Annotated in this window: 20 protein-coding genes; 11 read left to right on the top strand and 9 right to left on the bottom strand. The window is 74.4% G+C overall.

Features of this window, described 5'->3' with window-relative positions:
- Positions 1–4 precede the first annotated feature (4 nt).
- Entirely contained in the window at positions 5–1,378 is a 1,374-nt protein-coding gene (locus ACZ2G1_RS00225) for an acetyl-CoA C-acetyltransferase (RefSeq protein ID WP_017833838.1), read from the bottom strand.
- A gap of 69 nt (positions 1,379–1,447) precedes the next feature.
- Here ACZ2G1_RS00225 and ACZ2G1_RS00220 point away from each other — a divergent pair, with 69 nt between their 5' ends.
- Together ACZ2G1_RS00220 and ACZ2G1_RS00215 are read left to right on the top strand one after the other, a co-directional pair.
- Positions 1,448–2,221 (top strand): TetR/AcrR family transcriptional regulator, encoded by a 774-nt coding sequence (locus ACZ2G1_RS00220; RefSeq protein WP_017833839.1) that lies wholly within the window; start codon positions 1,448–1,450, stop codon positions 2,219–2,221.
- Positions 2,222–2,309: 88 nt separating this feature from the next.
- On the top strand, positions 2,310–4,691 hold the full coding sequence (locus tag ACZ2G1_RS00215) for an acyl-CoA dehydrogenase family protein (protein WP_336650020.1): 2,382 nt from the start codon (positions 2,310–2,312) through the stop codon (positions 4,689–4,691).
- Between the two features lie 153 nt (positions 4,692–4,844).
- On the opposite strand, the gene ACZ2G1_RS00210 is transcribed toward ACZ2G1_RS00215, so the two are convergent.
- From ACZ2G1_RS00210 to ACZ2G1_RS00180, 7 genes are all read right to left on the bottom strand, one after another.
- Positions 4,845–5,342 carry an SRPBCC family protein gene (locus ACZ2G1_RS00210; RefSeq protein WP_035926429.1) on the bottom strand — a complete coding sequence of 166 codons (498 nt, stop codon included), beginning with the start codon at positions 5,340–5,342 and terminating at the stop codon, positions 4,845–4,847.
- 1 nt (position 5,343) lies between these two features.
- Positions 5,344–5,718 carry an ArsR/SmtB family transcription factor gene (locus tag ACZ2G1_RS00205; RefSeq protein ID WP_031283191.1) on the bottom strand — a complete coding sequence of 125 codons (375 nt, stop codon included), beginning with the start codon at positions 5,716–5,718 and terminating at the stop codon, positions 5,344–5,346.
- A gap of 86 nt (positions 5,719–5,804) precedes the next feature.
- Entirely contained in the window at positions 5,805–6,779 is a 975-nt protein-coding gene (locus ACZ2G1_RS00200) for a hypothetical protein (protein ID WP_272026966.1), read from the bottom strand.
- A gap of 88 nt (positions 6,780–6,867) precedes the next feature.
- The gene (locus tag ACZ2G1_RS00195) at positions 6,868–7,764 is read right to left on the bottom strand and encodes a PP2C family protein-serine/threonine phosphatase (protein ID WP_017833844.1); all 897 of its coding nucleotides are present in this window, start codon (positions 7,762–7,764) and stop codon (positions 6,868–6,870) included.
- The gene (locus ACZ2G1_RS00190) at positions 7,761–8,918 is read right to left on the bottom strand and encodes an adenylate/guanylate cyclase domain-containing protein (protein ID WP_017833845.1); all 1,158 of its coding nucleotides are present in this window, start codon (positions 8,916–8,918) and stop codon (positions 7,761–7,763) included. Before ACZ2G1_RS00190 ends, ACZ2G1_RS00195 begins: the two co-directional genes overlap by 4 nt.
- 3 nt (positions 8,919–8,921) lie before the next feature.
- Positions 8,922–9,602, bottom strand: coding sequence for a YdbT family protein (locus ACZ2G1_RS00185; RefSeq protein WP_336650022.1), 681 nt, complete (start codon positions 9,600–9,602; stop codon positions 8,922–8,924).
- 2 nt (positions 9,603–9,604) lie between these two features.
- Positions 9,605–10,489, bottom strand: coding sequence for a biotin--[acetyl-CoA-carboxylase] ligase (locus ACZ2G1_RS00180; protein ID WP_181821079.1), 885 nt, complete (start codon positions 10,487–10,489; stop codon positions 9,605–9,607).
- Between the two features lie 199 nt (positions 10,490–10,688).
- Between ACZ2G1_RS00180 and ACZ2G1_RS00175 the strand changes: the two genes are divergently transcribed.
- The 3 genes from ACZ2G1_RS00175 (at position 10,689) to ACZ2G1_RS00165 (ending at position 12,960) form a co-directional block, all read left to right on the top strand.
- A complete protein-coding gene (locus ACZ2G1_RS00175; protein ID WP_035926444.1) occupies positions 10,689–10,991 on the top strand; it encodes a YciI family protein in 303 nt (100 codons plus the stop codon).
- A gap of 158 nt (positions 10,992–11,149) precedes the next feature.
- Positions 11,150–12,733 (top strand): acyl-CoA carboxylase subunit beta, encoded by a 1,584-nt coding sequence (locus ACZ2G1_RS00170; RefSeq protein ID WP_017833849.1) that lies wholly within the window; start codon positions 11,150–11,152, stop codon positions 12,731–12,733.
- A complete protein-coding gene (locus ACZ2G1_RS00165) occupies positions 12,730–12,960 on the top strand; it encodes an acyl-CoA carboxylase subunit epsilon (RefSeq protein WP_109243380.1) in 231 nt (76 codons plus the stop codon). The genes ACZ2G1_RS00170 and ACZ2G1_RS00165 overlap by 4 nt, the downstream gene beginning before the upstream one ends.
- A gap of 89 nt (positions 12,961–13,049) precedes the next feature.
- Here ACZ2G1_RS00165 and ACZ2G1_RS00160 read toward each other — a convergent pair whose 3' ends face one another.
- Positions 13,050–14,303, bottom strand: coding sequence for an MFS transporter (locus ACZ2G1_RS00160; protein ID WP_470377316.1), 1,254 nt, complete (start codon positions 14,301–14,303; stop codon positions 13,050–13,052).
- Positions 14,304–14,344: 41 nt separating this feature from the next.
- Between ACZ2G1_RS00160 and ACZ2G1_RS00155 the strand changes: the two genes are divergently transcribed.
- The 6 genes from ACZ2G1_RS00155 to ACZ2G1_RS00130 all read left to right on the top strand — a co-directional run bounded on the left by ACZ2G1_RS00155 (position 14,345) and on the right by ACZ2G1_RS00130 (position 22,528).
- Positions 14,345–16,081 carry a DUF885 domain-containing protein gene (locus ACZ2G1_RS00155; RefSeq protein WP_470377315.1) on the top strand — a complete coding sequence of 579 codons (1,737 nt, stop codon included), beginning with the start codon at positions 14,345–14,347 and terminating at the stop codon, positions 16,079–16,081.
- A 73-nt stretch (positions 16,082–16,154) separates the two neighbouring features.
- Positions 16,155–17,552 (top strand): dicarboxylate/amino acid:cation symporter, encoded by a 1,398-nt coding sequence (locus tag ACZ2G1_RS00150; protein ID WP_109268684.1) that lies wholly within the window; start codon positions 16,155–16,157, stop codon positions 17,550–17,552.
- A 157-nt stretch (positions 17,553–17,709) separates the two neighbouring features.
- A complete protein-coding gene (locus ACZ2G1_RS00145; RefSeq protein ID WP_470377314.1) occupies positions 17,710–18,918 on the top strand; it encodes a transcriptional regulator in 1,209 nt (402 codons plus the stop codon).
- Between the two features lie 142 nt (positions 18,919–19,060).
- Positions 19,061–20,608 (top strand): acetaldehyde dehydrogenase ExaC, encoded by a 1,548-nt coding sequence (exaC, locus tag ACZ2G1_RS00140; RefSeq protein WP_058858411.1) that lies wholly within the window; start codon positions 19,061–19,063, stop codon positions 20,606–20,608.
- Between the two features lie 52 nt (positions 20,609–20,660).
- A complete protein-coding gene (adhP, locus tag ACZ2G1_RS00135; protein WP_017834229.1) occupies positions 20,661–21,734 on the top strand; it encodes an alcohol dehydrogenase AdhP in 1,074 nt (357 codons plus the stop codon).
- A gap of 158 nt (positions 21,735–21,892) precedes the next feature.
- The gene (locus ACZ2G1_RS00130; RefSeq protein ID WP_017834228.1) at positions 21,893–22,528 is read left to right on the top strand and encodes a Maf family protein; all 636 of its coding nucleotides are present in this window, start codon (positions 21,893–21,895) and stop codon (positions 22,526–22,528) included.
- The last annotated feature ends 38 nt before the right edge of the window (positions 22,529–22,566 follow it).

The raw sequence follows: 22,566 nt of genomic DNA, 5'->3' as shown, positions 1-22,566 counted from the left end.
GGGCTCAGCGGGCCTCGAGGACCGCGGTGACGCCCAGGCCGCCGGCGGCGCACACCGAGATGAGCCCGCGGGCGGGGCGGCCGGTCTCGTCGGCGCGCTCGCGCAGGAGCTTGGCGAGGGTGCCGACGATGCGCCCGCCGGTCGCGGCGAACGGGTGCCCGGCCGCGAGCGAGGAGCCCGTGACGTTGAGCCGGCTGCGGTCCACGGTGCCGAAGGCGCCGTCCAGGCCCAGCCGCTCGCGGCCGAACTGCTCGTCCTCCCACGCGGCGAGGGTCGCGAGCACGGTTGCGGCGAACGCCTCGTGGATCTCGACGAAGTCGAAGTCCTCGAGCGCCAGGCCCTGGCGGGCCAGCAGGCGGGGCACGGCGTAGGCGCCGGCCATCAGCAGGCCCTCGTCGCCGTGCACGAAGTCGACGGCGGCCGCCTCGACGTCCACGACGTCGGCGAGCACGGGCAGGGAGCGCTCCGCGGCCCAGTCCTCGGAGGCGAGCAGCACGGTGGAGGCGCCGTCGGTGAGGGGCGTGGAGTTGCCCGCCGTCATGGTGGCCCCGGCGTCGAGGGACTTCCCGAAGACCGGCTTGAGCCCGGCGAGCTTCTCGACCGTGCTGTCCGGGCGGAGGTTGTTGTCCCGGGACAGGCCGCGGAAGGAGGTGACGAGGTCGTCGAAGAACCCGCGCTCGTAGGCGGCCGCCAGGTTGCGGTGGCTCGCGGCGGCGAGCTCGTCCTGGGCCTCGCGGGAGATCCCCCAGCGGGCGGTGGTGAGGGCCTGGTGCTCTCCCATGGACAGCCCCGTGCGCGGCTCCCCCGTGCCGGGGGCCACCGGTTTGAGGTCGGCCGGGCGCAGGCCCGCGAGGGCCTTGAGCTTCTGCGGGGTGCTCTTGGCCCGGTTGAGCTCGAGCAGGCTCCGGCGCAGCCGCTCGCTCACCACGACGGGCGCGTCCGAGGCGGAGTCGACGCCGCCGGCGACGGCCGAGTCGATCTGGCCGAGCCGGATCTTGTTGACCAGCGTGGAGACGGCCTCCATGCCGGTGGCGCAGGCCTGCTGCACGTCGAAGGCCGGGGTGCGGGGGTCCAGGACCGAGCCGAGCACGGACTCGCGCGTGAGGTTGAAGTCCTTGGGATGCTTGAGCACGGCGCCGGCGGCGACCTCGCCGATCCGCTCCCCGGCGAGGCCGTAGCGGGCGGCCAGCCCGTCCAGGGCGGCGGTGAGCATGTCCTGGTTGCCGGCGTTGGCGTAGGCGCCGTGCGCCCGGGCGAAGGGGATGCGGTTGGCGCCGATCACGACCGCACGGCGGGCCACGCCGGTGCGTCCGGCGCCGCTGGGGGTCGTGTGCTCGGCGGTGGGCTCGACGGTCTGCTCGGGGGTGGACTCGCTCACAGGTAACTCCTCGGTGGTGTTGTGATGATGATCACGTCACGAAAGACAATACCTGATACTCTGGGTATCGTGAAACAGGTCGACGCCACTGACTCCGCCGCCCCGGGCGGCACGCCCGCCACGGACGGACGCTCCTCCCGCTGGGCCCGGCACCGCGCGCAGCGCCGGATCGAGCTCATCCGCACGGCGCGCAGCGCCGTGGACGAGCTCGGCGCGCAGGCGTCCATGGAGGAGATCGCCACCGCGTGCCAGACCTCCAAGTCCGTCTACTACCGGTACTTCGGGGACAAGGCGGGACTGCAGCGGGCGGTCGGCGAGTACACCGTGACGCGGATGCGCGACCGGCTCGAGGAGGCGGCCCGCGCGGCCGGCTCCTTCGAGGACTCGGTCGAGGCGATGGTCGCGGAGTACCTGCTCAGCATCGAGCGCTCGGCGTCGGTGTACCGCTTCGTCGTGGCCCTCTCCCCCGACCCCGGGCGCTCGCGGCACGACCGGCACCGGGCCGAGCGGGCCCGCGGCGAGCGCTCCGGCAAGGAGGACGCCCCGGCCGGGGACGGCGGCGAGCGCTGGCTGATCCAGGAGTTCGCCGAGTCCGTCAGCGGGCTGCTCGCGGAGGCCCACGTGCACCACACCCCCGCCGAGCGCCGGCTCGAGGAGCCGGTGCTCAGCTACTGGGCCGCGTCCACGATCGGCATGGTCCGCGGCGCCGGCGAGGCCTGGATGAACACCCCCGAGGGCACGCGGCGACCGTCCCGCGAGCGGATGACGGAGCTGATCGTGGGCTGGGCCGTCGACGGCCTGCGCCCGCCCGGCGCACCCGTGCCGGAGCCCCCCTCGACCTGACCACCGCCCGGGCCGGCACGGACCCCGGCCGGCCCCACCACCCCGTGACCGCACCGGCCACCGCCGGTCACCCACGACAGGAGCGAACATGACCACCACCATCGACCGACCGACCACCGCCGCAGCCGGCTCCGCCGCCGGGCCCGCCACCGCGGACGGCGCCGGGCTCCCGGGGCCCGCCGTGGACGTCGCCGCCCTCGGCGAGGTGCTGCTCGGGCGCTGGGCCGAGGTCCGGCGCGAGACCCGCCGGATGCTGCTCGACGAGCGACTGCACCAGCAGCCGGGCCTCACCCACCACGAGCACCGCGAGCGGGTCCTGGGCCAGCTGCACCTGCTGGTGGAGCACGGGGCGATGAGCCGCGGGCTGCCGGAGGAGTACGGCGGGCACAACGACCCGGGCGGCAACGTCTCGGGCTTCGAGGAGCTGCTGCTCGGGGACCCCTCGATGCAGATCAAGGCCGGGGTGCAGTGGGGCCTGTTCGGCTCCGCGGTGCTCAACCTCGGCACCGAGGAGCACCACCGGCGCTGGCTCGCGGACATCCGGGACCTGAAGATCCCGGGCGTGTTCGCGATGACCGAGATCGGCCACGGCTCCGACGTCGCCTCGATCGGCACCACCGCCACGTACGACCCCGCCACGGAGGAGTTCGAGATCCACACCCCCTTCACGGCGGCGTGGAAGGACTACCTCGGCAACGCCGCCGTGCACGGGCGCGCCGCCGTGGTCTTCGCCCAGCTGGTGACGCTCGGCGTGAACCACGGCGTGCACGCGTTCTGGGTGGACCTGCGGGACGCGGACGGGAACTTCCTGCCCGGCGTGGGCGGCGAGGACGACGGCCACAAGGGCGGGCTCAACGGGATCGACAACGGGCGGCTGCACTTCACCCGGGTGCGGGTCCCGCGCACGCACCTGCTGGACAAGTACGGGGCCGTGGCTCCGGACGGCACCTACAGCTCGCCCATCGCGAGCCCGGGCCGCCGGTTCTTCACGATGATCGGCACCCTGGTGCAGGGCCGGGTCTCCCTCGACGGCGCGGCCGTCCTGGCGAACAAGGCCGCGCTGAGCATCGCGATCCGCTACGGCAGCGAGCGCCGGCAGTTCAACGCATCCTCCGACGTCCAGGAGGAGGTGCTGCTGGACTACCAGCAGCACCAGCGGCGGCTGCTGCCGCGGCTGGCGGAGACCTACGCCATGCACTTCGCCCACCAGGAGCTGCTGCACAAGTACGACGACGTCTTCTCCGGCCGCGAGGACACCGACGAGAACCGGCAGGACCTCGAGACGCTCGCCGCGGCCCTGAAGGCCCTGTCCACCTGGAGCGCCCTCGACACCGTCCAGGAGTGCCGCGAGGCCTGCGGCGGGGCGGGGTTCCTGACCAAGAACCGGCTCACCTCCCTGCGCCACGACCTGGACGTCTACGCGACGTTCGAGGGCGACAACACGGTGCTGCTGCAGCTCGTGGCCAAGCGGCTGCTCTCCGACTGGGCGGACGAGTTCAAGCACGTCGACGTGGGCGTGATGGCCCGCTACGTGGCCGGCCGGGCCACCGAGGCCACCTACCACCGGTCGGGGCTGCGCAAGCTCGGCCAGGCCTTCCGGGATACCGGGGACGTGCGCCGCTCGGTCAACGCCCTGCGCGAGGAGTCGGCGCAGCGCGCGCTGCTCACGGACCGGGTGCAGACCATGGTCGCCGAGATCGCGGAGAACCTGCGGCCCAGCGCCAAGCTCCCCCGCGCGGAGGCCGCGGCGCTGTTCAACGAGAACCAGCACAAGATCATCGCCGCGGCGCGCGCCCACGCGGAGCTGCTGCAGTGGGAGGCCTTCACCCGCGGCCTGGAGCAGGTCGCGGACCCGGGCACCCGCACCGTGCTCACCTGGCTGCGCGACGTCTTCGGGCTGCGGCTCATCGAGAAGAACCTCGCGTGGTACCTCTCCTACGGCCGGCTGTCCATGCGGCGCGGGCGCAGCCTCGACGAGTACATCGACCGGCTGCTCGCCCGCCTGCGCCCGCACGCCCTCGACCTCGTGGCCGCGTTCGAGCTCGAGCCGGAGCACCTGCGGGCCGAGATCGCCACGGGGATCGAGGCCCGGCGCCAGGAGGAGGCGGCCGAGCACTACCGGCGGCTGCGCGCCTCGGGCAGCGCGCCGGTCAAGGAGCGCGCCCCGCGCCGGGAGACCGCCACGCCCGCCGCCGGGGCACCGGGCGAGAAGGCCCCGGAGGAGGCGAAGCGGGAGCGCCGCGCCGAGAAGCAGGCCGAGCGGCGCACGGAGCGCCGGGCGGAGCGCAAGCACGAGCGCCGGCTCGAGCTGAAGCCGTTGAAGAAGGCAGCGCAGCGGGCCGCGGCGTCCGCGCAGCGGGTGGCCGAGCCGGGCCGCAGGTCCGCGGAGGGCCGGGAGCCGGCGGAGGGCCGTGAGCCCGCCTCCGGCACCGCGCCGGCCGAGGGCGCTGCCGTGACCCAGGACGCCTGACCGGTCGGGCCCGCCGTCGCACGCCGTCACCGCAGGCGGGCCCGGCGGTGACGACGCCGCCCCGGAGGCCCCGGGGCGGCGTCGTCGTCCGGTCCCGCGGCGCGGGCGAGGACCGGGGAGGGCTGCGCCGTCGGCGGCCGGGACCCCGGCGGCTCAGCGGGGGACGGCGCCGGCGAGGAGGCCGTCGATCTGGCCCATGGCCTCCCGCATGCCCTCCTCCATGCCCATCGCGGACATCTGCTCCAGCTGGTCCGCGCTCTCGAAGGTCGAGACCGTGGTCATCCGCGTCCCGCCGTCGACGGCCTCGAACGTCACGACGCCGTGGGTGGCCCCCAGCGCGGGGTCGGGCTCGCCGTCCTCGCTCGCGAAGCCGTCGTCGAACTCCAGCCGGTGCGGGGCGTCCACGGCGGTGACCGTCCACCAGCCCCGGGCCTTCTCCCCGTCGGGGCCGGTCATGTAGTAGCGGCACCGCCCTCCCTCGGCGAGCTCGTGCTCCTCGAAGGTGGCGGGCCACTCGGGAGGGCCCCACCAGCGCTCGAGCTGGCGCGGGTCGGCCCAGACCTCCCAGACCCGCTCGACGTCCGCGGCGAACTCCGCGACGAACGTCAGGGTCAGTGCCTCGGTGTCCTTGTGCACGTCGATGACCGGCATGTCATGCTCCCTTCCTCCTGGGCCCCGGGTCCCCCGGGGGCGTCTCCTCGGCGAGGAGGTCCTCGATGGCGCGGGCCCGCCCGCGCCAGATCTGCTCGTAGTCCGCCAGCAGCGCCGCCGCCCGGCGCAGCGTGGCCACCCCGGCGTGCACCACCTGCTCCCGGCCGCGCCGCTCCTTGGTGACCAGCGAGGCCCGCTCGAGCACCGCCACGTGCTTCTGCACGGCGGCGAAGCTCATCCGGTAGTGCGCGGCCAGCGCGGAGACCGACTGCTCCTGCCGCAGCACCCGCACCACGATGTCCCGTCGCGTCGAGTCCGCGAGGGCCTGGAAGATGCGGTCGACCTCGTCGTCCGTCAGCTCATTTCGTACAACCATTTGGTTGTATGTTAGGGCGCCCGGTGCTCCGGCGCAAGAGGTCCGGGCCCCGGGACCCGGGTGTGACCTCCGGGGCCGCGCAGCGCTCAGTAGAGACCCGCCGCGCCGGTCAGGTGGCGGTGCAGACCATGGGCCACGATCGTGTTGCCCAGCGCGTTCAGGTGCCGGCGGTCCGCGGCGACCACCGAGCGCGGGGGCAGCCCCAGGCCCAGCCACCGGCGGTCCGCGGGCGAGGCCCCGATCCGGTGGGCCCGCAGCGCCGCCAGGGACCAGAGACCGGGATCGCGCAGATCGGCCATGGTGTCGTAGAACCGGTCGCCGTACTCGGCCCGGAGGGCCGCGTTCACCCCGCGCACCTGCTCCCACCCCGGGGTGCCGGGACGGTCGGCCGCGGTGTGCCAGTGGCCCATCACCACGGACGTGCCCGGCTCGACCCCCCACGCGGCACGGGTGTCGGAGAGGACCTGGTCCGGGTCCTCGATGTTGTTCTTGCCGGTCCACAGCAGGTGGACGTGGCCCCGGTGCTCCTCCTCCAGCGCCGTGCGCCAGCGGGCCTCCGAGGCGGGCGCCACCTCGAGCGCGGCCCCCGGGACCGCGCGGCGCAGCACCACCTCCCCCTCGTCCCGCCCCACGGCCTGGATCGTGCACGGCAGACCGGAGACGGTGCCCGGGATCGCGAGGTGGGCGCTGGGCACCCGGCCGTCCACGGTGGGCACGACCAGCGACCCGTGGGCCGGGATCCGCCCCACCCCGTAGCCGGAGCCCAGCCGGGGCAGGTAGGGGTGGGCGCTGCTGCGCATCGACAGGGTCTGCCACGACCGGTCGCCGCTGACCGCGCGCGAGGTCCCGGGCGCCTCCAGCAGCTGCGAGAGCAGGTCGTCGATGCGCACCGCGGGGAAGCCCCGCGGGCGGTCCCGGTGGAGCGCGCTCGCCGCCGAGGAGGAGCCCCACAGCACGAACGGCCGCCGGCCGGCGGAGGGCTCCGCCAGGGCGCCCCCGAAGGCCCCGGAGGCGGCGAGCACCAGGCCGGAGAGGACGAACGAGCGGCGCGAGAGAACCATGTTCTCAAAGGTAAACAGGGCCGGTCGGGGCGGGGCCGATGTGACAGATCGTGATGCCCCCCACTTCGGGGGACGCGGCGTCCGCGGCTCAGAAGCCGGGGGCGTACTCCCCCGGCCGCACGGCGTCGGCCACGATCACGGTGACGTTGTCCCGCCCCCCGGTGCGCAGGGCGGCCTGCAGCAGGACGTCGGCCGCCTCCTTGGGGTGGGGCACCGAGGCGAGCACCCGGGCCATGTGGGCGGGGCTGAGCTCGTTGGTCAGCCCGTCCGAGCACAGCATCAGCCGGTCCCCGTGCCGTGCGGGGAGCACCCACACGTCCGGCTCCCACACCTGGCCGGTGCCCAGGGCGCGGGTGATCACGTTGCGGCGCGGGTGCACGAGCGCCTGGGAGGCGGTGAGCTGCCCGATCGACACGAGGTACTGCACCTCGGAGTGGTCCACGGTCAGCTGCTCGATCCGCGGCCCGCCCTCGCCCTCGCCGGCCCGCCCCCCGGGCTGGGGCGAGACCAGCCGGTAGGTCCGGGAGTCGCCCGTGTTGAACACGACCCACAGCATGCGCCCGTCGATGCGCAGCAACCACACGCCGGTGACGGTGGTGCCCGCCCGGCCCTCGACCGCGTGCTGGATGTGCTGGTCCGCCTGCCACAGCACGGACCGGACCCGGCGGACGGCCTCGATCGCGTCCTCGGGGATCTCCGGGTCCAGCCGCAGCTCGCGCTCCACGACGGCGCGGAACCGGGCGATGTCCCGGGGCGGCTCCGGCTCGAGGACCTCGAAGGAGCGGAAGTCCTCCAGCTGGAACAGGGGGGACGCCCCGAGGGTGCGCACGCACAGGGCGCTGGCCACCTCACCGGCCTCGTGCCCGCCCATCCCGTCCGCCACGGCGCACATCGCGGCCGTGACCACCAGGGCGTCCTCGTTGGACTCCCGGCGCAGGCCCCGGTCCGTGGACGCGCCCGCGCGGATGACGAGGGGTGCGCTCATTCGAAGTCGACCTCCAGCCCGGGACCGGCGCCCTGGGAGAGCGCGACGGGCTGGACGTCGCCGAAGCCCCGCACGTTGCGGGTGGGCTGCGGCAGGAGGATGAAGCGGTCGTCGCCGGAGAGCACCGCGGCGGTCGAGGCGTCCACGAGCACGGAGCCCGGCTCGGTCAGCGACACGAGCCGGGAGGCGAGGTTCACCGTGGGCCCGTAGATGTCCCCGAGCCGCGGCAGCACCCGCCCCCAGACGAAGGCCACGCGCGCCTGCGGCAGCTCGGGGTCGTCCCGGATGGCGCGGGCCAGGGCCAGGGAGATCTGGGCCCCGCCCTCGGGGGTCTCGGCGAGGAACATGACCTCGTCCCCGATGGTCTTGATGAGCCGGCCGCCGCCCACGGCGATCACCTCGGCGCAGCGGTTCTCGAAGCGCTGCACGAGGTTCGCCAGGGTCCGTTCGTTCATCTGCCGGGACAGCGAGGTGTAGGAGACCAGGTCCGCGAAGCCCACCCCGCGCGCGAGCGGGAGGACGGCGGACGCCCCGTCGTCGGACGTGGGACCGGTGGCGGTCGAGCCGTCCGGGCGCTCCACGCGCATCGCGAGCCGCTGCACGGCGGCGTTCATCTGCCGCCGCCACGAGTAGACGAGGAGGTTCTCGATCGCGTCGATGAGGTCGGGCAGCAGGTGCAGCAGCTGCCGCCGGGCGGCGGCGTCGGTCATGCCCCGGTGGACGACCATGTCCTCGACGAGCGCCTCGACCTGCCACACGACCATGCGGTCGGTCATCTGCCCGATCGAGCGCACCAGGGACAGCGCCGCCTCCTCGGTGACCTTCTCCTCGAGGACCATGGTGGACAGCACCCGGAGGGCCTCGGAGTCCTGCTCGGTGAACCAGAGGTCGTCGTCGGTGAGGTTCGGGAAGCCCAGGGCCCGCCACACCTTCCGCGCGGACAGCAGGGACAGCCCGCCCCGGCGCGCGGCCTCCCGGCGGCGCAGGTCGCGCTCGGAGCCCAGGAGGGTCTGCTCGAGGGCCTGCACGGCGGCCTTGGACTCGTCCGAGCGGTACAGGTTGGCCTGGACGGGGTTGTGCAGGTTCAGGTTCAGCTGTGCCGTCTGGGGGCCGAGCTCCGGCTCGCCCTGGTTCTCCGGGTCCTCACTCGCCACACGTCACTCCTGTTCCTGGTGGACGGCCCGCCGGTTCCACGGTCGGCGCGGGGCGCCGGACGGGCCCGGGCGTGGTGCCACGACCGCGTCGCGGTCCACTCTAGTGGGACGGAGCCACGGCGCACCCCCACCGGGACCGGGATCCCCCGCCCGGCCGGCGCCGCCGCCCGCCGCCCACTCGTCCTCGGCGGCCCGGCGGATCAGCCCGGCCAGGCGCTGCGCCTCCGGGGCGTGCTCCAGGCGCAGACCGCCGAAGGGCCCGAAGTCGGCCACGACGCGCCCGTCGTGCCGGCCCAGGGCCGGACCGCGCCGGCGCTCCACCGAGACCCGGCGCAGCTGCTGCAGGGGCAGCGACACGGTCCTGCGGGCCCCGCCGGGGCGCAGCAGCACGAGGTGGCGGGTGGTGAGCACGTAGCGGGTGCGCCACCACCGCACCAGCGGGCGCAGGCAGCTGCGGAGCACCACCCAGCCGGCCGCCACGAGCAGGGTGAGCTCCACCCCGGCGTGCACCGTGGTCCACGGCTCCGCCACGGGGCGCCAGCGCAGCTCGAGGGCCCGCTGGGCGAAGGAGAGCGTGAACACCGTGAGCAGCAGCACCAGGAAGGGCCGGGTCAGCCGGGCGCCGTGGGCCCGTGTGGACACGAGCACGCGCTCCCCGGGCTGCAGGGCGGGACGGGCGGGCACGCTCAGGCCGTCCCGGGGGCGTCCGGGGCCGGGCGCAGGTGCACCACGTCGCCCGCCGTCACCTCGCGCTCGGCGCCGCCGTCCTCGCGCACCAGGAGGCCCCCGTGCTCGCCGAGGCCCGTCGCGGTGCCCGTGACGGGGGCGGCCCCGCCGGGCAGCTCGGCGCGCACCGGGCGGCCGATGGTCTCCATCCGCTCGGTGATCCGGGCGCGCAGCGGCCCGTCCGGGCGCACGGCGGCCTCCGGGTCCGCGCAGAACTGCCGGTAGACGGGGACGAACGCGCCCAGCACGGCCCGCAGGACGGCGGCGCGCTCGACCTCGCGGCCGGTGGCGCGCCGGACGGACGTGGCCGTGTCCACGGGCAGCTCCTCCTGGGCGACGTTGATGCCCGTGCCCAGGACCACCGCCGGCGAGTGCTGCGCGTCCAGCACGAGGCCTGCGAGCAGCCCGGCCGCCTTGCGTCCGTCCACCAGGACGTCGTTGGGCCACTTGATCCGCGCGCCGGCCGCCGCGAGCCCGTCCAGGGCGTCGACGACGGCCGCGGCCATCAGCAGGGTCAGCCACGGGAAGTGCTGGGTGGGCAGCGGGCGGCCGCGCGCGTCGGCCGGGCGCAGCAGGAGGCTGAAGGTCAGCGCGGTGCCGGGCTCGGTGGTCCACACCCGGTCCAGCCGGCCGCGCCCGGCACTCTGGTGGCCGGTGAGCACGAGGGACAGGTCGGTCCACGGCCGGTCCGGGCGGGGCCCGCGCGCCTGCCGGGTGACGGCGGCCGTCAGGTGCTCGTTCGTGGAGCCGACCTCGTCGAGGACGTCGATCCGCCCCAGGCCGAGGTCCGCCAGGGCCGCGAGCAGGGCGGGCTCGCGCAGGTCGGCGGCGCAGGGGTCGGGCACGGTGCTCCTCGGGTCGGTCGTCACGGGTCGGTCGTCACGGGCGGGTCCGCACGGGCCGGGGCGGTCGGTGCTGTCCGGCCGGGCGCCGTCCGCGTAGTGTTCGGACCACATCCACAGTAGTAGCCCCGTTCCCCGGGAACCGGCTGGACGGTCCCGTCCGGCCGGGCGGGGCCGCGGCACGACCCCCGGGAGAGCCACCGTGAGCGCAGCCGAGAACCGCACGACCTTCGCCGTCACCTACGTCTACGGCGGGCCCGCCGACGTCCTGGCCGCGCGCCGGCCGGAGCACCGCCAGTACCTCGGCGGGCTCGTGGAGCAGGGGCACCTGCTCGCGTCCGGTCCCTTCGACGACGACGGCGCGCCCGGCGCGCTGCTGGTCTTCGCCGCCGAGGACGCCGGGGCGGTCGAGCGGCTCACCGACGAGGACCCGCTGGTGCGCCACGGGGTGGTCACCGAGCGGACCGTCCGCCCCTGGAAGGTGGTCCTCGGCAGCGTCGGCTGAGCACCGTCCCGTGTCCCCCGGACCCGGGCACGGATTTTGTAGGAGTTCTACAACGGAGGCCCCTGCGGCCGCGGACTAGAGTGAGCAGGTCCCCTGACCACCCCGGACCGGACCGATCGGCCCGCCGGGCCGGCCGCGTACCAGACCACGAGGTGCCTGTGACCCACGACCTGACGACCACCGCCGGCAAGATCGCCGACTTCCACGACCGCAGGGCCCGCTCCGAGGTGCCCGCGGGGCAGGCGGCGGTCGAGAAGCAGCACGCCCGCGGGAAGAACACCGCCCGCGAGCGCGTGGAGATGCTCCTGGACGAGGACTCGTTCGTGGAGTTCGACGCCCTCGCGACCCACCGCTCGACCGCCTTCGGGATGGCGTCGAAGAAGCTGCCCGGCGACGGCGTGGTCAGCGGCTACGGCACGGTGGACGGGCGCCTGGTGGCGGTCTACTCCCAGGACTTCGCGGTCTTCGGCGGGTCGCTGTCCCAGGTCAACGGGGAGAAGATCGTCAAGGTCCAGAAGTTCGCCCTGCGCAACGGCTGCCCGGTCATCGGGATCAACGACGGCGGCGGGGCACGGATCCAGGAGGGCGTGGCCTCCCTGGCCATGTTCGCGGACATCTTCAACATGAACGTCCGCTCCTCCGGGGTGGTCCCGCAGATCTCGCTGATCATGGGCCCGTGCGCGGGCGGGGCGGCCTACTCCCCCGCCCTGACCGACTACATCGTGATGGTCGACAAGACCTCGCACATGTTCATCACTGGACCGGACGTCATCAAGACGGTCACGGGCGAGACGGTGGACATGGAGACGCTGGGCGGGGCGCGCCAGCACAACGCGACGACCGGCACGGCCACGTACCTCGCCGAGGACGAGCAGGACGCGCTGGACTTCGTGCACGAGCTGCTCGAGTTCCTGCCGGCGAACAACCTGCAGGAGGCGCCCCTGGTGGACCACGACCAGGAGGACGAGGTCACCGACCAGGACCTCGCCCTGGACGTGCTGGTCCCCGACTCCGCGAACCAGCCCTACGACATGCGCGCGGTGGTCGAGGCGATCGTCGACGACGGGCACTTCCTGGAGATGCAGGCCCTCTACGCCCCCAACGTGATGATCGGCTACGCCCGGGTCGAGGGGCACACCGTGGGCGTCGTGGCGAACCAGCCCATGCAGTTCGCCGGCACCCTGGACATCGCGGCCTCCGAGAAGGCGGCCCGGTTCGTGCGCCACTGCGACGCGTTCAACGTCCCGATCCTCACCCTCGTGGACGTGCCCGGGTTCCTGCCCGGCACCGATCAGGAGTTCAACGGCATCATCCGGCGCGGCGCCAAGCTGCTCTACGCCTACGCCGAGGCGACCGTCCCGCTGGTCACCCTGATCACCCGCAAGGCCTATGGCGGGGCCTACATCGTGATGGGCTCCAAGAAGCTCGGCGCGGACGTCAACCTGGCCTGGCCCACCGCGCAGATCGGTGTGATGGGCGCCCAGGGCGCCGTGGAGATCCTCTACCGCCGGGACCTCAAGGCCGCCGCGGACAACGACGAGGACGTCGAGGCGCTGCGCGCCGAGCTGGTGCGCAAGTACGAGGAGAGCCTGCTCAACCCCTACCAGGCCGCCGAGCTGGGCTACGTGGACGCGGTGATCTCCCCGTCCGAGACCCGGGTGCAGGTGCTCAAGGCCCTGCGGGCCCTGCGCGACAAGCGGGCGTCGATGCCCACCAAGAAGCACGGGAACATCCCGCTGTGACCCTCCGTGAGCCCGCCGAGGGCACCCCGTCCCTGCGCTTCACGGCCGGCAGCCCCACGCCGGAGGAGGTCGCCGCCGTCACGGCCGTCCTGCTCGCGCGCCGGCACGCGGGCGAGGAGGACGCGAAGGGCTCCCCGGGGCGCCGGGACCAGTTCCGCCGGATGCGGCTGGGCCTGAAGCTGCGCCCGGGCCGCGGCGCGTGGCGGCGGACCCGGCCGGAGGAGTGACCGGGCCGCGGCGCGTGGCGGCGGACCCGGCCGGAGGAGTGACCGGGCCGGAGGAGTGACCCGCACGCCGTGCCCCGGGTGGCGCCCGGTCACGGCTCCCGGGGGATCCGCCGGGAGACGACGAGCGCCACCGCGATGCCCGCCAGGGCGAGCACCGCCGTCACCGCCCACGTCAGGTCCCAGGAGCCGGTCGCCTGCGCGACCGAGGCGACCGCGGGCGGGCCGGCGAACTGGCCCAGGGCGTTGAACTGCTGGCCCAGGCCCAGCGTGGTGGCCACCGTGGTGGGGGTGGGCGCGACGCGCATGAGGCTGGCGATCGCCGTGGTCGGCACCACTCCCCCCACCGCGGAGAACACCAGGACCGCGCCGTACCGGGCGCCGAAGCGCACGCCCTCGTCCAGCAGCGGGGCGATCCCGAACGCGACCACGGCGGCCAGGCCCAGCACGGCGAAGCCCGTGCACCACAGCACCACGGGGCGCACCCCGCGCTGCAGGGCCCGGCCCGCGCCCAGGTTGCCCACCACGTTGACCCCCGCGGCGAGCGCGCTGAGCCCCGCGGCGGCGCCCGCCGCGATCCCGGCCTCGGCGTACATGGAGGGCAGGAACTGCACCACCCCGTTCCACTGGGCGGTGTAGAGCCCGAAGACCGCGGCCACGAGCCACGGCCCCGGTGCGCGCAGGGTCAGCCCGAGGCGCTGCCGCACCCCGTGCACCACCGTGTGGGCCGGGTCCGGTGGCAGCACGGCGAGCACCAGCACGCCCAGGAGCGCGGAGCCGGCCGCGGCGGCCGCCCACCAGGTGCGCCAGCCGAGGGCTTTGCTGAGCAGCCCGCCGAGCAGCAGGGAGAGGGCCGCGGCGACCGGGATGTGGCAGCCCCACAGCCCCACCAGCAGGGACACCCGGGCCGGGGCCACGGTGCGCCGGATCAGGGCCGGGGCGCAGATCGACACGAGCATGAACCCCACGCCCTCCAGCACCCGGGAGCTCAGCAGCGGGCCGTACCCCGTCGAGAGCAGTCCCGTCACGGAGCCCGCGGTGAGCAGGCCCAGCCCGAGCACCAGGCCCCGGCGCAGGCCGATCCGGTCCCCGGACAGACCCACCACCACGCCCAGCAGCATGCCTGCCACCTGCACGGTGGAGAGCAGGAACCCGCCCTGCACCAGGCTCAGGCCGAGCTCGGCGGAGAGCACGGGCAGCGCCGGGGCCAGCTTCCACACGTGCAGGGCGCCCACCACCCCCGCGACCACCACGAGCAGGGCGGGCCCGGTCCCGGCGGTCCCCGAGGGCCCGGCCGGGACGGTCGCGGGGGGCGCGGAGTTCGCGCGCGGCGCAGGAGCGGACATGCTCCGCAGTCTAGGGAGCGCCCGGCGCTACTGTGACGTGCATGACCGATCAACGGCCCGACCCCCTGACCGGCGCCGGCCCCGCGCCCCTCGGCACGGGGCGGCGCGAGCCCACGGACGTGGACGCCGTGGCCGAGCGCTGGTTCGCGCGCGCCATGGAGCTGGACCCGGCCCAGGCCACCGTGCACGGCTTCCCCGGGCACGAGACCGAGTACCGCGACTTCGGGCCCGAGGGCCTGGAGGCCTACGCCGACGCCGCCCGCCGGACGCTGGCGGAGCTCGAGCGCGCGGCCCCGGTCGACGACGTCGACCGGATCACCGGCCACGCCCTGCGCGAGCGCCTGGGCCTGGACCTGCTCCTGCACGAGGAGGGGCTGCGGGGCTGGGAGGTCAACAACATCTCCTCCCCGGTGCAGGAGATCCGGGAGGTCTTCGACGACCTGCCCCGGAGCACCGCCGAGGACTGGGCGCACCTTGCCGGCCGGCTGCGTGCCGTGCCCGCCGCCGTGGACTCCTACGTCCTGGGCCTGCGGCACGCCCGCTCCCTCGGCCGCTCGGCCTCCGCGGCGCAGCTGCGCAACGCGGCCCGGCAGTGCACCGGCTACGCGGCGCGCCACGGCTTCTTCGACCGGCTGGCGCGCAGCCCCGGCGTCCCCGAGGCGCTTCGGCAGCAGGTCGGGGAGGCGGCCGAGGCGGCGCGGCACGCCTACCGGGGCCTCGCCGCCGTGCTGGGCAGGGAGCTCGCCGCGGACGCGCCCCGCACGGACGCGGTGGGACCGGACGTGTACACTCTGCGCCTGCAGGAGTTCCTGGGCGCCGTCCTGGACCCGGCCACGGTCTACGCGTGGGGCGTGGAGCAGCTGCGCACGATCGTGGCGGAGCAGGAGCAGCTCGCCCGCCGGATCGCCCCCGGCGCCACGGTCGCCGAGGCCATGGCGGCCCTGGACGCGGACCCGGCGCGGCAGCTGCACGGCACCGACGCGCTGCAGGCGTGGATGCAGGACCTCTCCGACGCCGCCGTGGACGCCCTCGCGGACACGCACTTCGAGCTCACCGGCCCCATGCGCCGGCTCGAGTGCCGCATCGCCCCGACCCACGACGGCGGGATCTGGTACTCGATGCCCAGCGCCGACTTCTCCCGCCCCGGGCGCATGTGGTGGTCCGTGCCCGAGGGCACCCGGACCTTCACCACGTGGGAGGAGACCACGACCGTCTACCACGAGGGCGTCCCCGGCCACCACCTGCAGTTCTCCACCGCGCTCGCCAACTCGGGCGAGCTCAACCGGTGGCGGCGGATGGGCGTGTGGGTCTCGGGCCACGGGGAGGGCTGGGCGCTGTACGCCGAGCGGCTCATGGACGAGCTGGGCCACCTGCAGGACCCCGGGGACCGGATGGGGATGCTGGACGCCCAGCGGCTGCGGGCGGCGCGGGTGGTGTTCGACGTCGGCTTCCACTGCGGCTACCGGATCCCCGCGGAGCTCGGGGACGCCCTCGGCGGGGCCCGCCCCGGCGAGGTCTGGACGCCCGAGGACGGCTGGCAGTTCCTGCGCTCGAACATCGTGATGGCGGACCCGATGCTGCGCTTCGAGTGGATGCGCTACATGGGCTGGCCCGGGCAGGCGCCGTCCTACAAGGTGGGCCAGCAGCTGTGGGAGCAGGCGCGGGAGGCGGCCCGCGCCGCGGCGGGCCCGGAGTTCCTGCTCAAGGACTTCCACACCCGCGCGCTGCGGGTCGGCTCGGTGGGCCTGGACACCCTGCGGTACGCGCTCGCCCTGTGACCTCCGTCATTCCCGCGTCACATTTCGTCACCGTCATTCGGTGTTGTATATTTCCGCGCCCTATCGTGGCCACATGATTTCCGCAGAAAGCACTCGACGGCTGCCCCGGTGGATGACCTCCTTCGGCCCGCAGATCGTGCTCGCCCTCCTCCTGGGCGTGGTCCTGGGCACCGTGGCCGACGCCCTGGGCGGCGACCCCGACACGGACCCCAACTGGCTGATGACCGCCCTGGACACCATCGGCACCAGCTACGTCAGCCTGCTCAAGGCCGCCGTGGTCCCGCTCATCGTGACCGCGGTGATCTCCTCGATCGCCAACCTGCGGGAGGTCTCCAACGCCGCCCGGCTCGCGTGGAAGACGCTGCTGTGGTTCGGGATCACGGCCCTGATCGCCGTGACGGTCGGCCTGGTGCTCGGCCTGGTCGTCCAGCCCGGCGCCGGCAGCGGCGCGGCCGCGCCCGCCGAGGCGTACACCGGGACGCAGGGCTCGTGGCTGGGCTTCCTCACCGGCCTGGTCCCCGCCAACTTCCTGGGCCTGCAGGTCTCCTCCTCCGTGGTGGACCCGGAGACCGTCCAGACCTCCCTCGGCTTCAACGTGCTGCAGGTGCTCGTGGTCTCGGCCGCCGTCGGCATCGCGGCGCTCAAGGTGGGCGCCCCCGCCGAGCCCTTCCTGGCCGTGGTCCGGGCCGCGCTCGCCGTGGTGCAGAAGGTGGTCTGGTGGATCATCCGTCTCGCCCCGCTGGGCACCCTCGGGCTGATCGGCCGGGCCGTGTTCGAGTACGGCTGGACCTCGATGGGCGGGCTCCTGGCGTTCGTCGCGACCGTCTACGCCGGCCTGCTGGTCGTGGCGTTCGTGGTCTACCCGGCCCTGGTCAAGGCGCACGGGCTCTCCGTCCGGCAGTACTTCTCCGGCGTGTGGCCGGCCGTGCAGCTGGGCTTCGTCTCGCGCTCCTCGGTGGGCACCATGCCCCTGACGCAGCGCGTCACCGAGCGCAGCCTCGGCGTGCCCCGCGCCTACGCGTCCTTCGCCGTGCCGCTCGGGGCGACCACCAAGATGGACGGCTGCGCCGCGGTCTACCCCGCGATCGCCGCCCTGTTCGTCGCGCAGTTCTACGGGATCGAGCTGGACGTCACGCACTACGTGCTCATCGCGCTCGTGTCCGTGCTGGGCTCCGCGGCGACCGCCGGCACCACGGGCGCCACCGTGATGCTCACCCTGACGCTGTCCACGCTGGGCCTGCCGCTCGACGGCGTGGGCCTCCTGCTGGCCGTGGACCCGATCATCGACATGGGCCGCACCGCGCTCAACGTGGCGGGCCAGGCCCTGGTGCCCACGATCGTCGCCCACCGCGAGGGGCTGCTGGACCGGGAGCTCTACGACGCCCCGCGCTCCGGCGACCCCTTCGTCCCCGAGGACGCCGCCCCCGAGGGCGCCACCCCCGAGGAGGCCGCGGCGACCGGGGTCCGCTGAGCCCCGGCGCCGCCGTCCCCACCGCGAGGGGCGGGGAACTGCGAGAATGCTCGACGCATTCCGGCAGTTCCCCGCCCCTCGCTGTTCCTGGACGCGTCACGGGCTACCCTGGGACGGGCATGAGAGCTGGGTCACAGCACGGGACAGGAGGCTGCGCGTGGGCGCACCGGCGGACGGACCGACGACGATGGACCCGCTGCTGCGACTGTCCTGGGCCCGGTCGCTGGACCACCTCTCGGCGCCCGAGCGCTGCACCCCGCGGGTCGTGCTGGACGGCTCCGACGTCCGGGAGGCCCGCTCCCCGCTGCGGCTGCTGATGCCCGTGCTCGACGAGCTGCTCACCCCGCTGGCCGAGGACACCGGGCTGGTCGTGGCCGTCACGGACCCCGGCGGCGTGATCCTGCGGGTCCGGGGCAGCGCCGCGACCCGGCGGCGGGCCGAGTCCATGGGCTTCGTCGAGGGCGCCGACTGGTCCGAGCCGGCCGTGGGCACCAACGCCCCGGGCACTGCCCTGGTCCTGCGCCGGCCCGTGACCGTGCACCGCGAGCAGCACTTCTACCCCGAGGCCCGGCCCTGGACCTGCACGGCCGCCCCCCTGCTGCACCCCGTCACGGGGGCGCTGCTGGGGGCCGTGGACCTGACGGGCGGGGACGCCGCCGCGAGCCCCGCCACCCGGGCGCTGGTCGGCGCGGCGGTGCGCGCCGCCCGGGCCGAGCTCGCCCTCGCCCTGCGCTCCGCCCGCCGCTCCGAGGCCGCCGCGGCGGCGCCGTCCGCCGCCCCCGCCCACGGCGCGTTCCTGCGCGTGCTCGGCGACGCCCCGCCGGCACTGGTGCTGGACGGGCAGGCCCTGGAGCTCACCGAGCGCCACGCCGAGATCCTCCTGGCCCTGTCCCGCGCCGGCAACGGCCTGTGCACCGCGGAGCTGTCGGAGCAGCTGTGGGCCGGCCGGGCGCAGGAGACCACGGTGCGCGCCGAGGTGCTGCGGCTACGCCGGCTGCTCGAGTCCCGGGGCGGGCCGGCGATCGCCTCCCGCCCCTACCGGCTCGAGACCCCGCTGCCCTCGGATGCGGGCCGGGTGCTCGAGCTGCTCGCCCGGGGCTCGCACCGGCGGGCGCTGCGCGAGTACACCGGGGCGCTGCTGCCGCACTCCGAGGCGCCGTCCCTCGTGGCCCTGCGCCACCGCCTCACCGGGCTCCTGCGCGAGGCCGTCCTCACCGACGGCTCGGCCGAGGCCGTGCGCGAGTACCTCACCCTGCCGGAGGCCGCCGACGACGCCGAGGCGTGGGCGCTGCTGCTGCGCCTCCTGCCGGCCCGCTCCCCCGCCCGCGCAGCGGCCGTCCTCGAGCTGGAGCGGCTGCGCCGCTGACCGGCCCCGGCGCCCGCCGCACCGTGCGTGCAACGTGCGTGCAACGTGGCCCCCCGTAGCGTGATCCGCATCACACGATGGTGCGGACGAGGCGGTCCGCACCCGTGCCACACGCACCGTCACGCACCAGGAGCAGGTCACCATGAGCGTTGAAACCCAGTCCCTCACCACCGTCTACGCGCAGCCGGGCACCGAGGGCTCGAAGGTCACCTTCAAGCCCCGCTACGAGCACTGGATCGGCGGACAGTGGGTCCCGCCCGTGCAGGGCCGGTACTTCGAGAACATCTCCCCGGTCAACGGCAAGCCCTTCACGGAGGTGGCCCGCGGCACCGCCGAGGACATCGACGCCGCGCTCGACGCCGCGTGGGCCGCCGCCCCGGCCTGGGGCAAGACCCCGGTCGCCGAGCGGGCGCTGGTGCTGCACCGGGTCGCCGACCGGATGGAGCAGAACCTCGAGATGCTCGCCGTGGCCGAGACCTGGGACAACGGCAAGCCCGTGCGCGAGACCATCAACGCGGACATCGCCCTGGCCATCGACCACTTCCGCTACTTCGCCGGGGCCATCCGCGCCCAGGAGGGCACCCTCTCCCAGCTCGACGACAACACCACGTCCTACCACTTCCACGAGCCCCTCGGCGTGGTCGGGCAGATCATCCCCTGGAACTTCCCGATCCTCATGGGCGTGTGGAAGCTCGCCCCGGCCCTGGCCGCGGGCAACGCCGTGGTGCTCAAGCCGGCCGAGCAGACCCCGGCCTCGATCATGGTGCTCATGGAGCTGCTCGCGGACATCCTGCCCCCGGGCGTGGTCAACGTGGTCAACGGCTTCGGCGTGGAGGCCGGCAAGCCGCTGGCCTCCAGCCCCCGGATCCGCAAGATCGCCTTCACCGGCGAGACCACCACCGGCCGGCTCATCATGCAGTACGCGTCCCAGAACATCATCCCGGTGACCCTCGAGCTGGGCGGGAAGTCCCCGAACATCTTCTTCGAGGACGTCGCCGCGGCCCAGGACTCCTTCTACGACAAGGCGCTGGAGGGCTTCGCGTTCTTCGCCCTCAACCAGGGCGAGGTTTGCACCTGCCCCTCGCGGGCCCTGATCCAGGGCTCGATCTACGACCGGCTGCTCGCGGACGGCGTCGAGCGGGTCAAGGGCATGGTCCAGGGCAACCCGCTGGACCTCGACACCCAGGTCGGGGCGCAGGCCTCCAACGACCAGCTGCAGAAGATCCTCTCCTACATCGACATCGGCCGGCAGGAGGGCGCGAAGGTCCTCGTGGGCGGCGAGCGCAACGTGCTGGACGGGGACCTCGCCGAGGGCTTCTACGTCTCCCCCACGGTGTTCGAGGGCGAGAACTCGATGCGCATCTTCCAGGAGGAGATCTTCGGGCCCGTCCTGTCGGTCACCCGCTTCACCGACTACGCCGACGCCATGGCCACCGCCAACGACACCCTCTACGGCCTCGGCGCCGGGGTCTGGGCCCGCAACGGCAACCTGGCCTACCGCGCCGGCCGCGACATCCAGGCCGGGCGCGTGTGGGTGAACCAGTACCACAACTACCCCGCCCACTCCGCGTTCGGCGGCTACAAGTCCTCGGGCATCGGCCGCGAGAACCACCTCATGATGCTGGACCACTACCAGCAGACCAAGAACCTGCTGGTCTCCTACTCCGAGGACGCCCAGGGCTTCTTCTAAACCGCCCTCACCCGTCCCGTCCCGATCGTCCGCCCGTTCCAGGAGGAGCACCATGAACGCCCAGCAAGCCCCGACCGTCCAGGAGTCCGCGGCCACCGCGGTCCCCGGCACCATGACCGCCGCCGTCGTCACCGCCTTCGGGCAGCCCCTGGAGGTCAAGGACCTCCCGGTCCCCGAACCCGGCCCCGGCCAGGTCCTCGTCAAGCTGATCTCGACCGGTGTGTGCCACACCGACCTGCACGCCGCCCACGGCGACTGGCCGGTCCAGCCCACCCCGCCCTTCGTCCCGGGCCACGAGGGCGTGGGCACGGTCGTGGCCCTCGGCCCGGGCGTCACGGAGGTGCAGGAGGGCGACCTCGTGGGCAACGCCTGGCTGGCCTCGGCGTGCGGGCACTGCCGCAACTGCCGCACCGGCTGGGAGACGCTGTGCGAGGAGCAGGTCAACGGCGGCTACAGCATCGACGGGTCCTTCGGCCAGTACATGCTGGTCGACGCCCGCTTCGCCGCGCAGATCCCCGCGGGCGCCGACCCGTACGAGGTGGCGCCGGTGCTGTGCGCCGGTGTCACCGTCTACAAGGGCCTGAAGATGACCGAGGCGCGGCCCGGGGAGTGGGTGGTGATCTCGGGCATCGGCGGCCTGGGGCACCTGGCCGTGCAGTACGCGGTGGCCATGGGCCTGCGGGTCGCGGCGGTCGACGTCGCCGACGACAAGCTGGCCCTCGCCCGCAAGCACGGCGCGGAGATCACCGTCAACGCGTTCGCGGAGGACCCGGCCGAGGCCGTGCTCGCGCAGATCCCGGGCGGTGCGGACGCCGTGCTGGTGACCGCCGTGCACCCGGCCGCGTTCGGCCAGGCGATCGGCATGGTCCGTCGCGGCGGGACGATCGTGTTCAACGGTCTGCCGCCCGGGGACTTCCCGGCGCCGATCTTCGACATCGTGCTCAAGGGCCTGACCATCCGCGGGTCCATCGTGGGCACGCGCCAGGACATGGTCGAGGCCCTCGACTTCTACGCTCGCGGTCTGATCCACCCGACCTACAGCACCCGTCCGCTCGAGGACGTCAACGCGATCCTCGACGAGATGGAGAAGGGCAAGATCGAGGGCCGCGTGGTCGTCGAGTACTGAGCCGGGCGGACGCGAGGTGTCGCGTCCCGTCCCGGGCGATCGTGAGGGGTCGCGTCCTGTCGGTGGGAGAACGTCTCATCAGCAGGACGCGGCCCCTCGCGCGTGGGCGAGGGGCGCAGCGCGGCCCCTCGCGCGCACGGCCTGCGTATCCTGGGACGGTGACTCCCCGCCTCGTCCTCGCCTCCCGCTCCCCCGCCCGCACCAAGCTGCTGGCCGACGCCGGGATCGGCCACGACCGGCTCGTCTCCGATGTGGACGAGGACGCCGTGGTCCGGGAGCGCGGCGTGACCGGCGCCGAGGAGACCGCGATGGTCCTGGCCCGGGCCAAGGCGGAGGCCGTGGCGGCGCTGCCCGAGGCCGCCGGCGCCCTCGTGGTGGGCTGCGACTCGGTCTTCGAGCTCGACGGCGAGGTGCACGGCAAGCCGCTGGACGCCGCGACGGCGACCGCCCGGATCCGGGCCATGCGCGGGCGCTCGGGGGTGCTCCATACGGGCCACTGGCTCGTGGACACGCGGAGCCCGGCGGACGGCGGGACCGGCTGGAGCGGCGGTGCGCCCGCCAGCGCCGAGGTGTTCTTCGCGCAGATGTCCGACGACGAGGTCGCGGCCTACGTGGCCACCGGCGAGCCCCTGGAGGTGGCCGGGTCCTTCACCATCGACTCGCTCGGCGCGGCGTTCGTGGAGCGGGTGGAGGGCGACGTGCACGCCGTTGTCGGCCTGAGCCTCAGCACCCTGCGCACGCTGCTCGGCCGGGCGGGCGTCGGCGTGCCCGAGCTGTGGACCGCCGGCCGCTGAGAACCGCTCCCCGCCGGAACCGGTCTGCGCTTTGTAGG

The organism is Kocuria sp. KKT182 (assembly GCF_055635395.1).
This window is presented reverse-complemented; position numbering and strand designations above follow the sequence as displayed.

Excerpts from the sequence above, each read along its gene's own strand:
- ACZ2G1_RS00215 (WP_336650020.1), top strand. The coding sequence starts at position 2,310 with ATGACCACCACCATCGACCGACCGACCACCGCCGCAGCCGGCTCCGCC.
- ACZ2G1_RS00210 (WP_035926429.1), bottom strand. The coding sequence starts at position 5,342 with ATGCCGGTCATCGACGTGCACAAGGACACCGAGGCACTGACCCTGACG.
- ACZ2G1_RS00205 (WP_031283191.1), bottom strand. The coding sequence starts at position 5,718 with ATGGTTGTACGAAATGAGCTGACGGACGACGAGGTCGACCGCATCTTC.
- ACZ2G1_RS00200 (WP_272026966.1), bottom strand. The coding sequence starts at position 6,779 with ATGGTTCTCTCGCGCCGCTCGTTCGTCCTCTCCGGCCTGGTGCTCGCC.
- ACZ2G1_RS00195 (WP_017833844.1), bottom strand. The coding sequence starts at position 7,764 with ATGAGCGCACCCCTCGTCATCCGCGCGGGCGCGTCCACGGACCGGGGC.
- ACZ2G1_RS00160 (WP_470377316.1), bottom strand. The coding sequence starts at position 14,303 with ATGTCCGCTCCTGCGCCGCGCGCGAACTCCGCGCCCCCCGCGACCGTC.
- ACZ2G1_RS00155 (WP_470377315.1), top strand. The coding sequence starts at position 14,345 with ATGACCGATCAACGGCCCGACCCCCTGACCGGCGCCGGCCCCGCGCCC.
- ACZ2G1_RS00150 (WP_109268684.1), top strand. The coding sequence starts at position 16,155 with ATGATTTCCGCAGAAAGCACTCGACGGCTGCCCCGGTGGATGACCTCC.
- exaC (WP_058858411.1), top strand. The coding sequence starts at position 19,061 with ATGAGCGTTGAAACCCAGTCCCTCACCACCGTCTACGCGCAGCCGGGC.
- adhP (WP_017834229.1), top strand. The coding sequence starts at position 20,661 with ATGAACGCCCAGCAAGCCCCGACCGTCCAGGAGTCCGCGGCCACCGCG.